General features: G+C 40.3%; 15 protein-coding genes, 1 tRNA gene and 2 rRNA genes (1 of these 18 running past the window's edge). 17 read left to right on the top strand and 1 reads right to left on the bottom strand.

All coding sequences use genetic code 11. The annotated features are described in order from the left end of the window. Positions 1 to 2 precede the first annotated feature (2 nt). The 9 genes from FAZ25_RS00975 (at position 3) to FAZ25_RS00935 (ending at position 8,369) form a co-directional block, all read left to right on the top strand. Positions 3 to 776, top strand: a complete 774-nt coding sequence (locus FAZ25_RS00975) for an RNA methyltransferase (protein ID WP_004905141.1) — start codon at positions 3 to 5, stop codon at positions 774 to 776. 86 nt (positions 777 to 862) lie between these two features. Further along, the gene (secG, locus tag FAZ25_RS00970) at positions 863 to 1,099 is read left to right on the top strand and encodes a preprotein translocase subunit SecG (RefSeq protein WP_277750946.1); all 237 of its coding nucleotides are present in this window, start codon (positions 863 to 865) and stop codon (positions 1,097 to 1,099) included. Between the two features lie 71 nt (positions 1,100 to 1,170). Beyond that, complete coding sequence (rnr, locus tag FAZ25_RS00965; protein WP_004907333.1) at positions 1,171 to 3,495, top strand: ribonuclease R; 2,325 nt, start codon at positions 1,171 to 1,173, stop codon at positions 3,493 to 3,495. 26 nt (positions 3,496 to 3,521) lie between these two features. Continuing rightward, positions 3,522 to 3,989: an SsrA-binding protein SmpB gene (gene smpB, locus FAZ25_RS00960; RefSeq protein WP_004907330.1), complete on the top strand. Its 468-nt coding sequence runs from the start codon at positions 3,522 to 3,524 to the stop codon at positions 3,987 to 3,989. A gap of 99 nt (positions 3,990 to 4,088) precedes the next feature. Further along, entirely contained in the window at positions 4,089 to 5,645 is a 1,557-nt protein-coding gene (rny, locus tag FAZ25_RS00955; protein ID WP_004900009.1) for a ribonuclease Y, read from the top strand. 129 nt (positions 5,646 to 5,774) lie between these two features. Further along, complete coding sequence (locus tag FAZ25_RS00950; protein ID WP_004900007.1) at positions 5,775 to 6,176, top strand: DUF948 domain-containing protein; 402 nt, start codon at positions 5,775 to 5,777, stop codon at positions 6,174 to 6,176. Next, entirely contained in the window at positions 6,176 to 6,757 is a 582-nt protein-coding gene (locus FAZ25_RS00945) for a hypothetical protein (protein ID WP_004900004.1), read from the top strand. The genes FAZ25_RS00950 and FAZ25_RS00945 overlap by 1 nt, the downstream gene beginning before the upstream one ends. Before the next feature lie 155 nt (positions 6,758 to 6,912). Beyond that, positions 6,913 to 7,263: a hypothetical protein gene (locus tag FAZ25_RS00940; RefSeq protein WP_004900002.1), complete on the top strand. Its 351-nt coding sequence runs from the start codon at positions 6,913 to 6,915 to the stop codon at positions 7,261 to 7,263. Positions 7,264 to 7,292: 29 nt separating this feature from the next. After that, complete coding sequence (locus tag FAZ25_RS00935; RefSeq protein ID WP_040189914.1) at positions 7,293 to 8,369, top strand: hypothetical protein; 1,077 nt, start codon at positions 7,293 to 7,295, stop codon at positions 8,367 to 8,369. 23 nt (positions 8,370 to 8,392) lie between these two features. Here the strand turns inward: FAZ25_RS00935 and FAZ25_RS00930 are convergent, their stop codons facing one another. Beyond that, positions 8,393 to 8,734, bottom strand: coding sequence for a hypothetical protein (locus FAZ25_RS00930; RefSeq protein ID WP_004899998.1), 342 nt, complete (start codon positions 8,732 to 8,734; stop codon positions 8,393 to 8,395). Positions 8,735 to 8,990: 256 nt separating this feature from the next. On the opposite strand from FAZ25_RS00930, the gene gmk reads away from it, so the two are divergent. From gmk to FAZ25_RS00890, 8 genes are all read left to right on the top strand, one after another. Next, entirely contained in the window at positions 8,991 to 9,587 is a 597-nt protein-coding gene (gene gmk / locus FAZ25_RS00925; protein ID WP_012305066.1) for a guanylate kinase, read from the top strand. A gap of 11 nt (positions 9,588 to 9,598) precedes the next feature. Further along, positions 9,599 to 9,811, top strand: a complete 213-nt coding sequence (gene rpoZ, locus FAZ25_RS00920) for a DNA-directed RNA polymerase subunit omega (protein WP_004899992.1) — start codon at positions 9,599 to 9,601, stop codon at positions 9,809 to 9,811. Positions 9,812 to 9,854: 43 nt separating this feature from the next. Continuing rightward, on the top strand, positions 9,855 to 10,364 hold the full coding sequence (locus FAZ25_RS00915; RefSeq protein ID WP_004899989.1) for a peptidylprolyl isomerase: 510 nt from the start codon (positions 9,855 to 9,857) through the stop codon (positions 10,362 to 10,364). A 40-nt stretch (positions 10,365 to 10,404) separates the two neighbouring features. Continuing rightward, a complete protein-coding gene (locus FAZ25_RS00910) occupies positions 10,405 to 10,785 on the top strand; it encodes a CvfD/Ygs/GSP13 family RNA-binding post-transcriptional regulator (RefSeq protein ID WP_004899987.1) in 381 nt (126 codons plus the stop codon). 12 nt (positions 10,786 to 10,797) lie between these two features. Next, positions 10,798 to 11,166, top strand: coding sequence for a hypothetical protein (locus tag FAZ25_RS00905; protein WP_004899984.1), 369 nt, complete (start codon positions 10,798 to 10,800; stop codon positions 11,164 to 11,166). A gap of 431 nt (positions 11,167 to 11,597) precedes the next feature. After that, a 16S ribosomal RNA gene (locus tag FAZ25_RS00900) occupies positions 11,598 to 13,147 on the top strand. A gap of 114 nt (positions 13,148 to 13,261) precedes the next feature. Continuing rightward, a tRNA-Ala gene (locus tag FAZ25_RS00895) sits at positions 13,262 to 13,334 on the top strand. A gap of 192 nt (positions 13,335 to 13,526) precedes the next feature. Further along, a 23S ribosomal RNA gene (locus FAZ25_RS00890) occupies positions 13,527 to 13,873 on the top strand (it continues 2,565 nt past the right edge of the window). The 16S and 23S rRNA genes sit together here with 1 tRNA gene alongside, the layout of an rRNA operon.

The raw sequence follows: 13,873 nt of genomic DNA, 5'->3' as shown, positions 1-13,873 counted from the left end.
TAATGGATCGTATTTTATCAAATCAAAATAGTCGTGTAAAAGCATGGGCTAAACTTGCAACAAAAAAGGGTCGCCAAGAAAACAGAACATATCTCTTGGACGGCTGGCATTTAGTTGAAGAGGCTATTAAGGCTAAGGCTAAATTTCATGCAGTTATGGCGACTGAAGCACAAATGGCTGAACATTTAAATGATGTGCCACACGGTGTACCAGCTTTTGAGGTGAGCGAAGAAGTCGCAAAGCATATCGCAGGCACAAATACACCACAAGGTATTTTTGCTGAAATTTCATTGCCAGATAAAACGTTTGATCCTACATATGTACATGATGGCGCTTGGTTATTCTTAGATAATATTCAAGATCCTGGTAATGTAGGAACACTTGTACGTACTGCAGATGCTGCTGGCTTCCGTGGCGTTGTTTTGGGTACTGGCACTGCAGATGCTTATTCGCCAAAAGTGGTGCGGGCAATGCAAGGATCACAATTTCATTTGGAAATTCTAAATGGTGATTTGCATGAGTGGACAGATGCTTTGACGGCTAATGGTCTACCAGTATACGGTTCACAGCTTAATGAAGCAGCAAAATCTTATCGTACGATTCAACCAAGCACGCAATTTGCATTGATTGTAGGTAATGAAGGTCAAGGAATGGCTGAATCTCTTGCTGACAAGACAACTGCTAATCTTTATATACCTATTCAAGGCCAAGCAGAAAGCCTTAACGTTGCCATTGCAGGTGGTATTTTGATGTTTAGCTTAGCGGCAGGAAATTAATTTCATTGCGTAAAAATATTTTTTATGCAAGTCACAATTTTTTTTGCTATAATAAAGAATAAAGATTTAAAGTAGAGGTTATGACTGTGGAACAAGCACTCACTATTGCTCTGATTGTTGTGGGTTTCTTACTCATTGTAACAGTCATGATGCAACCAAGTAAGCAACAAGATGCGTTATCAGCATTATCTGGTGGCGCGGGCGATTTGTTTGCGGAACGCAAGTCTCGAGGTTTTGAGGCTGTTATGCGTCGTGCAACTGCCATTTTAGGCGGACTTTGGTTCGTCATTGGTTTTGTATTGATGTATCTATCTGCACACTAAAATTATAATGGTCAGTTTGCTTTTTTGTAGACTGACTTTTTATTTTGTATAAAATTTAGAAAGAAAAATAAATGACATTAGAAGAATTAAAACACCAGATTAGTGGTTTTCTAAAAGCTAATCAATCTCAAGAATTTACTGCTCAAAACTTGGCTGATGGCCTACGTATGACCAGCATTGCTGAATATAAGCGTGTTGTCAATGCTATGGACGCCTTGGTTCGTGATGGTGAGCTGACATTTGATGCAGGCAAATATCAATATAATCCCAATACTGGTTATACTCTTGGCGCATATCGTGCCAACGATAAGGGCTTTGGTTTTGTTAAATATGATGATGAATTGCCAGACTTTTTCATTAATCCGGAAAACACTTTGCAAGCGATGCAAGGGGATCAAGTTCGCGTGAGCACAATTAAGCCTTCTCCTTCGCCTGATAGAGGGCCAGAAGGTAAAGTGGAAGAAATATTAGAACACGCTTATGAAAACATTGTTGGGACATTTTCATTAGGTTCTGAAGTGAAAGATATGATTGGCGAACTAAAAATAAGCGATAAAAAGGCAATCAATTTTAAAGTATTGATTGATAAAACAGGTCTATCACCTAATGATGGACAGGTAGTGGTTGCTGAAGTAACGCGGTTCCCTGACAAAGTGCATCCACGCGAATTAGTCGCACATGTCACTGAAACATTGGGTTATAAAGATGAGCCGGGCATGGATATTTTACAAATTGTCCATGCCAAAAAAGTCCCAAGTGAATTTCCTAAAGAGGTATTAGACGAAGCCGCTAAAATACCAACTGATGTCCAAGACTCAGACTGGGCAGGGCGTGAGGATATTACTGATCAAACGCTAGTTACCATTGATGGGGCGGATACAAAGGATATTGATGACGCTGTTGTGGCATGGAAATTGGATAATGGTAATTATCATTTAGGTGTACACATAGCGGATGTGTCTCATTATGTCACTGAAGGCTCTCTGATTGATGCCGAAGCATATCATCGTGGGACTTCGGTTTACTTGACTGATCGCGTTATTCCCATGTTACCACGTAATATTTCTAATGGTATTGCCTCGTTAAACCCAAATGTTGCTCGCTTAGCGATGTCAGCTGAAATGGAAATTAATCCAGCCGGCAAAATTGTTAGCCATCGCTTGCATACATCGGTCATTAAGTCACATGCACGGATGACTTATGACGCTGTTAACAAAATTCTTGAAGGCGATGTCTTTGTTCAAGAAGAATATGCACAGTTAACCCCAATGTTTAAAGTGATGGGCGAGCTGCACGAAATTCTTTATAATATGCGTAAAAAACGTGGTGCCATTGAATTTGATGCCCCTGAGGCACAAATTATTGTCGATAACGACGGTAAGGCAGTGGACATTAAGCTACGAGAACGTGGTACAGCAGAACGTATGATTGAGTCATTTATGTTGGCTGCCAATGAAACTGTAGCTGAACATTTTGACAAACTAGATGTACCGTTTTTGTATCGTATTCATGAGACGCCAGATGAAGAGCGTGCAAAATCATTCTTTGAATTCTCAAAGGCTTTAGGACATCCTGTTTATGGCGATCCTAGTAAAGTAACACCAACGATGCTTCAGCAATTGATGTCAGATGTTGCAGGTGACCCAGCTGAACAAATGATTTCAACTATGATGTTACGTGCAATGAAGCAAGCTAAATATTCACCGGATCCAGTTGGACATTTTGGCTTGGGGGCTTCATATTATACCCATTTCACATCGCCTATTCGCCGTTATCCTGACTTAACGGTTCATCGCTTAATTAAGTGGTACGCTAAACATGGCCTTGGTGTGGCATCACAAGCTAAGTATGCTGATAAATTAGCTCAAATTGGTGAAGATACCAGCACGCGTGAGCGACGTGCAATTGACACGGAGCGTGATGTCGATGCCTTGAAAAAAGCCGAGTATATGTTGGATAAGGTGGGCTTGGAATTTGAAGGTGTTATCAATTCTGCCTTAAAATTTGGTTTGTTTATTAGTTTAGAGAATACCGTTGAAGGGCTTGTGCACATTTCTAATTTAACTGATGATCATTATGAATATGATGAAGGTCATGCGGCACTTATTGGGCGATCAAAACATCGTATTTTCCAAATCGGTCAAAAAGTGCGAGTCAAGGTTTTGCGGGTCAACAAGGAAGAACGTACAGTTGATTTCATGTTAGTTAATCCTGAAAGTGCACCAACAACAGCTATCCGTGTAGCATCAAAGTCTGCTGGTAAATTTGGTAAGGGCCGTAATCGCGATGAACGCCGAAAAAATGAACGTCGTGGGAAATCAGAGGGTCCAAAGCCAAAACGTGGGCCATTAGATGCAAAACAAGGGCAAAAACGTGATTCAAAGCGTAATTTCTAAAATTATTTTGCTGGAGGCTAGTCATTATGGTTAAAAACAAAAAACAAGATCAGCATAATGTGTTAGCACAAAATCGTAAGGCACGCTTTAATTATGCTATTTCTGAGACTTTTGAGGCTGGCATAGCATTGACTGGTACGGAAATTAAATCTGTACGTGCAGGCCAGATTACAATAGGAGATGGCTTTGTCACAATACATGATGACAATGCCTTGCTAACAAACGTTCACATTGCGCCCTATACGGCAGGTAATCGTTTTAATGTTGATCCCCTACGCACGCGGCGATTATTATTGCATAAGCGTGAAATCAGGCAATTAGAAAAAGCCGTCACTGAACCGGGGGTGACAATTGTACCGCTAAAAGTTTATCTCAAGCATGGTTTTGCCAAGTTATTAATTGGTATTGGTCGGGGTAAAAAGCAATACGATAAGCGTGATGATATTAAGCGCCGGGATCAAGAACGTGAACTCGGTCGACGGTTAAAACATTAAGGGCTAATTAGCCTTTTTTTGTTTGACGTTATCTATGTTTATAGATATACTTAATATATGTGAATAATAAAATTTCACAAGCTGAAAGGAAAGAAACTCATGGCAGTGACAATCATTTCGGCGCTCTTCGCAATTGTAATTGGTATTGGTGTAGGGTATTATCTACATTTGTCATCTGACAAAAAGAAAATCACTTCAACGAAACAAATTGCAGATAACATTCTTGAACAAGCGAATAATGAAGCTAAAAGTTTAACACGTGCAGCTAAGACTGATGCAAAAGAAATGGCGCAAGATTATCGACATCAAGTTGATAATGATTTCAAAGATCGTCAAAAGCAGCTGCAACAACAAGAACAACGGCTTGAAGACCGTATCTCAAACCTCGACAAAAAAGATGCGGCCTTGAATCAACGTGATGCACAATTGATTCAAAAAGAAAACCAGGTACAACAGCGATTAGATGATGCGAATAATAAGCAGAAACTTGCTGATAACCTGGTCACATCTCAGAAGGAAAAGTTAGAGGAAATTGCGCAACTAACGCCTGAAGATGCGAAAGAACAAATTTTAAGCAAAACGAAACAACGTTTGGTGAGACAACGCGCCGCTCTGATTAAAGAATATGAAGAAGACGCAACCAGTGAGGCCGAAAAACGTGCACGTAATGTTATCGTGCAGGCAATTCAAAGGTCGTCTGCAGATGCAGTGGCTGATGTCACTGTTTCAGTTGTCCATTTGCCAAGCGATGACATGAAAGGCCGTATTATTGGCCGTGAAGGTCGTAATATTCGGACATTAGAATCATTAACGGGTATTGATCTAATTATTGACGATACCCCTGAATCAGTCGTATTGAGTGGGTTTGATCCAATTAGACGTCAGATTGCTAAGATGGCGTTAGATGCTCTTGTAGCTGATGGCCGTATCAATCCATCACGCATCGAAGAGATGGTTGAAAAAGCAAAGCGGCAAATTGACGAAACAATACGTGAAAAAGGTGAAGAAGCGGTATTTGAACTTGGTTTACGTGGTCTTCACCCTGATTTGATTAAAATGATTGGTCGTATGAACTATCGTACGTCTTACGGTCAAAATGTGTTGCAACATTCGATAGAGGTCGCAAAACTTGCGGGAATGATGGCAGCAGAGCTTAAAATGGATGTCGCGCTTGCGAAGCGCGCTGGTTTAATACATGATATCGGTAAAGCTGTGGACGCCGAAGTTGAAGGTTCGCATGTGGAACTAGGTGTTCGCCTAGCCGAAAAGTTTAACGAAAAACCAGTTGTTATTAATGCAATTGCTTCACATCATGGTGATGTTGAGACAATTTCTCCTATCTCGGAGCTTGTAGCAGCTGCAGATGCAATTAGTGCTGCTAGACCTGGAGCACGTAGCGAATCATTAGAAAATTATGTTCAACGTCTAAAAGATTTGGAAGCAATCGCTAATCACTATGATGGTGTTGAAACGGCTTTTGCTATACAAGCTGGGCGTGAAGTACGCGTCATTGTTGAACCAACTAAATTAAATGATTTGCAAGCGACAGTGTTAGCGCATGACATAAAAACAGATGTTGAGGAAAAACTTGAATATCCGGGACATGTCAAGATAACAGTCGTACGTGAAACACGTGCAACAGATTACGCACACTAAGAGAAAAAGTTACTCATTTCATTGAGTAACTTTTTTTGTTATACTAGAAGTACTATACGAGAGAAATTTTATATAGTTATCATCAAATCAACAATTAACAAGAACAAACATTAACATATGGAGGGATTTATGGAACTAGGACAGCTTGCGCTTATTATTTTTGCCATAGCATTTCTTTTACTGGTATTGTTTATTGGCGTTTTTTTACTCAGGTTAACAAGATCTTTGAGTATTATCACAGTCGATGTTGACACTATAGCTAGGTCGAGTAATGAAATTCTTGGTAATGCCAATACATTGTTAAATGATGTTAATGGTAAAGTTAAAACATTAGATCCAACTGTCCAGGCTGTGGCCGACTTATCCGTAACAGTGTCACAGTTGAACGCGACAGTTCAGAATGTCACAAGTAAATTTTCAACAGCAAAGGCAGCTACTAGTTTTGGCGCCAGCGGTGTGGCTTCGGCAATGGCTAAAACAGCCATGGAACGATATAAAAACAAAAAAGCAGCTAAAAAGGAGAAAAAGTGATGTCAAAAGCAAAAGTATTTTTAGCAGGTATATTAGCTGGGGCTGCTGCAATAGCAGCATTTAAAGCCTTACCTAAAGATAAGCAAGATGAATTAAAAGAAAAGGCTAGTGAAACCGGTGACAAATTACGTAACAAGGCCTATGATGCAGCCTATGTTGCAGCTGATTTTGCCGGTGATGTGACTGAAATGGCCAAAGATCGTGCTTCAGAGCTTAAGGCTAAGGGGCAAGATAAATATGGTGAACAAATTGACCAAGCAGCGGAACAAGTTAAAAATTTAGCTGATCAAGCAGCACCTTATGTTGATAAAGCAAAAGATTTAGCCGCTACTTATGTTGATAAAGCACAGGATTCATTACACGATTTGCGTGATAAGTTTGGCAATGAAGATATTGAATTGACACAAGATGACTTAACCTTAGAAGAGGCGTTACGTGATTTGTCTCAAGAAGCTGAATCCCACGTTGATGATGCTGTTGAAAAAACTGCTAAGAAAGTCGACGAAACAGCAAAAGTAGCCACTGAAAAGGCTACTGAGATTAAAGACGATGTGCAAGAAAAGTTAAAAAAAGATAAGTAATACACGGACTTGATTACATAATCAAGTTTTTTTTGATTTATGATAAAACATCTTTCATAATAATTTCTGGTAACCTGTTATTTTTACAGGTACAATAGAAAGTAACAAAAGACAAATGAGAAGGAAGCGTGTTAACTATCACGCAATAAGATTTAATGGCAAAAGACAAATTTGAGGCAACAGCATTTTTATCATCCCTATTCCACTACGTACACGATTACAATTTCAATCATATTGTTTTTGATGCCAACCGTTATAAAGTATCCGTTAATTTAATTCGCAAATCTGCTACTTACGGGCACGCGGAGTTATTTTATGTATCGGCAGATGCAAAGGAATTCGCACCAGTTATGTCAGCAATCAATGGTGCTGTTGAAATTGCCGAACTTGAGGGTAGCCGACAAGCTACAATTAAAACACCAGAATTATCTCGTGGCGAGCAAGTATTTCAGTTTCGTTTACGTGAATTTGGTAATGGCAAATATAGTTTAGACCTTAGTGTCTAATATGCATTGAGAAGGGTAGACGAATAAAGATGAAACAAGGAAAGTCAGCGCAAATAAAAAAGATAAAGCATATTAACCAAAAGCAGCATAAAAAGCAACATGAAGAGAAATTACCACCTTTTAATTATGATGAATTTGCTGGGTTTTTAAGAGCACGTTACTATCTGACACACCATGACAAGTATAGTCGGGAGACATTTGAGGTTGCCTCATTCTTTTTAGACGATGTGATTGCGATGATGGTAAATCAGAATTTTTCAGCGTTTACAAGTAATGAGCGCGCAACTGTTAATTTAAGTGAAGTTATGCAAGCGACACTAGTGAATAGTGATGATAAAGATTGGCGATACTTTGTCATGCTTGTCCCAGTATTATATGATATGCAAAAGTTTATCGTAAAAGAATCGAGTGTTAATCCTCGTTTTGTGGCACAGGCACCAAAGTTTGATATCAACTTTTGGCGAATGATTATGAGAACCGTTATGGCGATTAATTTCTTTAAGTGGCAAGGTAAGGATGTTGCAGAGATGATGAAAACTTCTCAGGCCATCGATACATTACAGTTTAAGTTCTTATCAGAAAATGAAGCTGATGATGACTTTAATTTAGCTGTTATCCATGAAACGTTTAAGGGATTATCACCGGTTTTGCGGTCATTAAAAAACGCGGAGGTTGAAGAATCGACTATTTCAATAACAGATTCAGTGCTTGAAACCGAGCTTGCATATGCAAAAATTAAATTGGGGCAGTTCAAATTAGCATCAGTTAAAGACGTTGTTAGTGATAATGTCACTGCGATGCTATATGCGTTCCATGAGGGTATGGCAAAAGAATATGGTTTGACGCATGATTCTTGGTCAGCTGAGGCACTCAAGGCGTTCACTGTTCATCATTTATTAGATTATTGGCGACCAGAATGGCAAGACTTAGATGGTATTGGCGGGGAGCTTAAGTCCTATTTGACCTTCTTAAGCAGCAAGCAGGCCATCACAGGATTGAAAGATAAGATAGATAATTTAGATTACGTTGATCGCTACATTGATGTTAGTGCCTTAAATTATCTGTTAGCAGACATGTCGATAGATGACACAGCGACGCGTGCTTAAATCAAAAAAGATACAGCTGATAACTAACAGCTGTATCTTTTTTGATGCGTGATATGACGAATGGTTCCTGGCAATATTTTATGGAACTGATGTGTAGAGGGTGATTGTAGTAAGACATGGCCATGATTATCTTGGTAGACGTAACCAAATAAATCAGACACCTCCTCAGATAATAAGGAATCGTTAATTTGTATAGTAACAGCTTCCTCGCTATTTAAAGCATATTCTAAACGTGTAATTAATTCCTCAGCAGTTAACTGTTCTTTCAGGGGGACACGCTTTTTAGGAGAAAAACGTTTCTTTATAGCAGTTATGGTGTGATGAAAGAAAGATTCAATTGGATTTTGTATAAGATAGTTCTGCATTAATCCACTCCTTGCATGTCTTGATATGTCTATCATACGAACAAATGTTCAAAAAAGCAAATAAATTAATCAGATTTAATCTTTTTTAAAGCTCTTATTTTTTTAAAATATCATTCAAACAGCCAATTAAACGCTTTAATTGGCTGTTTGAACTTAGGGGAACATATATTCAGTTTATTATAAGAACTAGCTAACCGTTGTGTCTAGCGCTTAAAACCTGTATAATATTCCCATTAGTACATAAAGAGGAAAAATGATGACGCAGCGTGGTTTACTAATTGTGTTATCTGGACCTTCCGGCGTTGGAAAAGGGACAGTACGCAAGGCTATTTTTAACGAAGATGGGATTGATTTTCAATATTCTATTTCAGCAACAACGCGACAGCCACGCGTTGGCGAAATAGATGGTGAAGACTATTTCTTTGTTTCACATGACGAATTTGAAGAGAAAATTGCAAATGGTGACATGCTAGAGTATGCACAGTATGTCAGCAATTATTACGGTACACCTAAGAGTTTTATTGATGAGACATTGGCTAGTGGCCGTGATGTTTTTCTTGAGATTGATGTTCAAGGTGCATTACAAGTTAAATCAAAGATGCCAGAAGGCATTTATATCTTCTTGACACCACCTGATTTAACAAACTTACGTGAGCGTTTGGTTGGACGTGGAACAGACTCGCAAGAAGTGATTGAAAAGCGTGTCACTGCAGCACGTGAAGAACTTAAGCAAATGATCAATTACGATTATGCGGTGGAAAACGATCAGGTTATTCATGCGGTAGAACGTATTAAAGCAATTATTACAGCAGAGCGCCTTCGGGTCGCGCGCGTTTTTGAAAAAACGTTATAAGGAGATTTATTATGTTACTTTACCCCTCAGTTGACAAACTACTTGAAAAAGTTGATTCTCGTTACAAATTAATTGCCCTTGGTGCTAAGCGTGCCAGGGAACTCGACGCGGGTTTACCAGCCACGCAAGAAAAGTTCGAATCAAATAAATCAGTTGGTAAAGCTTTAGAAGAAATTGAAAATGGGGATGTTATTATTGATCCCGATTTAGAAGACCAAGTTTAACATCGCGTTAAGACACATTAAATAATATAGAGGAACACTTGATATGACAGAATACCCACAACAAGATGCACAAAATTATGCCGGTCCAGTTGCAACGTTTAAAACAACGTTAGGGGATATTCAAGTTAAGCTATTTGCTGATCTTGCACCTAAAACTGTAGAAAATTTTGTAACGCACGCTAAAAACGGTTACTATGACAACGGTATTTTTCATCGTGTGATCAAAGATTTCATGGTGCAAGGTGGTGACCCTAATGGTACAGGTATGGGTGGTGAAAGTATCTGGGGCGGTAGTTTTGAAGACGAGTTTTCGGACAAGTTGCGCAATGTACGCGGGGCGCTCTCAATGGCGAATGCCGGCCCAAACACCAATGGTTCACAGTTCTTTATTGTTCAAACTGAAGAAACGCCATGGCTAAATGGTAAGCATACTGTTTTTGGACAAGTGATTTCTGATATGGCAGTTGTCGATAAAATTGCAGGCGTTGCTGTTGACATGTACGATAAGCCAAAAGAGAATGTTACCATCAATACGATAGAAATTGCAGACTAAGGGTCTGCTTTTTTGTTATAATAAAAATGAGGTTTTAATTATGACAACTTACCATATTGGGCAAAAGCTATGTGGTCGTGTAACTGGGATACAACCATATGGCGCCTTTGTACTATTAGATGATCACACACAGGGATTGATTCATATTTCTGAATGTAAATCAGGCATAGTACACGATTTAAAACATGAGCTACGTATCGGCAAGCCAGTTGTCGTGACAGTGCTGGATATTGAACAATATAATAAAAAAATAAGCCTGTCTTTGCGTCAAGAGGACATGCACGCATCACAAGTTTTACCAAAGAATGTTAATCTTCGTAAGCATTTTTGGACAAATAATCATTTGAACTATGGTTTTTCTGCCATTGAAAAACACCGCGAAGCGTGGATCAAAGAAGCTTTAACGCGTATTGGTCAGTGAAGGAGAGAAAGAATGTCACTTATTGCAGCAACAGCTATATCAGTTAAAAATGATTTACCTTATTTTTTAGTTAAAGAAGATACCAATGGGTACCATTTTTTCACTGCAAAGATGCATAGGCATAACCACGACACCTCACTAGGGGCCGTATTGCGAGAATTTCAAACGTTGGGATCGGTGGATTTTGATCAATGGCGATTGGGCGAGCTAACAAGTGTAGAAGATAACGGCACATTAATGTCATTGTATTCTTTCGAAGTGCCTAATATGGATGCGGTAGAAAAAGCCTTGAATTATCAGCTTAAGTTTGTACCAGCTAATAAGCTACACACACTATTAGAAACACTACAAACAACATCTTTTGTTAGTTTTGAAGAATAATTGTAAAAGGCTTGACAATTTTAAAAAACGGTGTATAGTATTAATAGTTGTCTGGTAACAGAGGATAACAACAAATATTTTATTAATTATTGCGAGCAAGTAGTTGACAAAGCGAGAAGAATAAAGTATAGTAATAAAGTTGTCAAAAAGCGAAAGCGACGCGAGCGAAAGTAAGCGACGAAATAAAGTGTTGACAACGGCAGCGAAAGCTGATAAGATAATATAGTTGTCTCAGCGACAACAAGTAGCACATTGAAAACTGAACAAAACTTTGAACAAACGAATCTGTGACTAGTTATTAGCAGTAATAACAAAAACAAATTTGCGAAGTCAATTCGTAACAAACAATAAACGGATAGTCGTTATAGAGATATAGCAATTAGTCAGTTTAATCGAAGAGTACATCTTCAAACAATGAATTTAAATTCATTTAAATTGAGAGTTTGATCCTGGCTCAGGATGAACGCTGGCGGCGTGCCTAATACATGCAAGTCGAACGCGCAGCGAGAGGTGCTTGCACCTTTCAAGCGAGTGGCGAACGGGTGAGTAACACGTGGATAACCTGCCTCAAGGCTGGGGATAACATTTGGAAACAGATGCTAATACCGAATAAAACTTAGTATCGCATGATATCAAGTTAAAAGGCGCTACGGCGTCACCTAGAGATGGATCCGCGGTGCATTAGTTAGTTGGTGGGGTAAAGGCTTACCAAGACGATGATGCATAGCCGAGTTGAGAGACTGATCGGCCACATTGGGACTGAGACACGGCCCAAACTCCTACGGGAGGCTGCAGTAGGGAATCTTCCACAATGGGCGCAAGCCTGATGGAGCAACGCCGCGTGTGTGATGAAGGCTTTCGGGTCGTAAAGCACTGTTGTATGGGAAGAAATGCTAAAATAGGGAATGATTTTAGTTTGACGGTACCATACCAGAAAGGGACGGCTAAATACGTGCCAGCAGCCGCGGTAATACGTATGTCCCGAGCGTTATCCGGATTTATTGGGCGTAAAGCGAGCGCAGACGGTTGATTAAGTCTGATGTGAAAGCCCGGAGCTCAACTCCGGAATGGCATTGGAAACTGGTTAACTTGAGTGTTGTAGAGGTAAGTGGAACTCCATGTGTAGCGGTGGAATGCGTAGATATATGGAAGAACACCAGTGGCGAAGGCGGCTTACTGGACAACAACTGACGTTGAGGCTCGAAAGTGTGGGTAGCAAACAGGATTAGATACCCTGGTAGTCCACACCGTAAACGATGAATACTAGGTGTTAGGAGGTTTCCGCCTCTTAGTGCCGAAGCTAACGCATTAAGTATTCCGCCTGGGGAGTACGACCGCAAGGTTGAAACTCAAAGGAATTGACGGGGACCCGCACAAGCGGTGGAGCATGTGGTTTAATTCGAAGCAACGCGAAGAACCTTACCAGGTCTTGACATCCTTTGAAGCTTTTAGAGATAGAAGTGTTCTCTTCGGAGACAAAGTGACAGGTGGTGCATGGTCGTCGTCAGCTCGTGTCGTGAGATGTTGGGTTAAGTCCCGCAACGAGCGCAACCCTTATTGTTAGTTGCCAGCATTCAGTTGGGCACTCTAGCGAGACTGCCGGTGACAAACCGGAGGAAGGCGGGGACGACGTCAGATCATCATGCCCCTTATGACCTGGGCTACACACGTGCTACAATGGCGTATACAACGAGTTGCCAACCTGCGAAGGTGAGCTAATCTCTTAAAGTACGTCTCAGTTCGGACTGCAGTCTGCAACTCGACTGCACGAAGTCGGAATCGCTAGTAATCGCGGATCAGCACGCCGCGGTGAATACGTTCCCGGGTCTTGTACACACCGCCCGTCACACCATGGGAGTTTGTAATGCCCAAAGCCGGTGGCCTAACCTTCGGGAGGGAGCCGTCTAAGGCAGGACAGATGACTGGGGTGAAGTCGTAACAAGGTAGCCGTAGGAGAACCTGCGGCTGGATCACCTCCTTTCTAAGGATAATCGGAAAGTGACAGTGCATTAGATTGCAAGTTCAAATGTTCAAAGTTTTGTTTAGTTTTGAGTGTGGTACTGTAATAGGTATCATGTTCAAAAGATGATCCTATGGGGAATTAGCTCAGCTGGGAGAGCACCTGCTTTGCAAGCAGGGGGTCAGCGGTTCGATCCCGCTATTCTCCATAGGCAATCGAAAGATTGTCTTGGTTGTACATTGAAAACTGAATAGTAACAAATTCTTTTAAAAGTAATGGAAACATTATTCTAAATTGAACCGAGAAACAACACAAAAAGAAGTTCTTTAAAAAGAACGGTTTAATCGCAGGTCTGAAAAATGACCAACTCATAAAACGAAACCGCAACGCAAGTTGTATAGGTTAAGTTAATAAGGGCGCGTGGTGGATGCCTTGGCACTAGGAGCCGATGAAGGACGTGACTAACTACGATAAGCTTTGGTGAGCGGTAAGTACGCTATGACCCAGAGATTTCCGAATGGGGAAACCCAACTCGAAAAGAGTTGTCGCTATCTGAATACATAGGATAGACGACGGAATACGCTGTGAACTGAAACATCTCATTAGCAGCAGGAGCAGAAAGAAAAATCGATTCCCTAAGTAGCGGCGAGCGAACGGGGAAGAGCCCAAACCAACGTGCTTGCATGTTGGGGTTGTAGGACTGATAAATAAGAGTTACAAAAGTGTTTTATAGCAGAACAAGTTGGG

This window comes from Leuconostoc sp. LN180020 (assembly GCF_014844115.1).
In the GTDB taxonomy this organism is placed as follows: Bacteria; Bacillota; Bacilli; order Lactobacillales; family Lactobacillaceae; genus Leuconostoc; species Leuconostoc citreum.
This window is presented reverse-complemented; position numbering and strand designations above follow the sequence as displayed.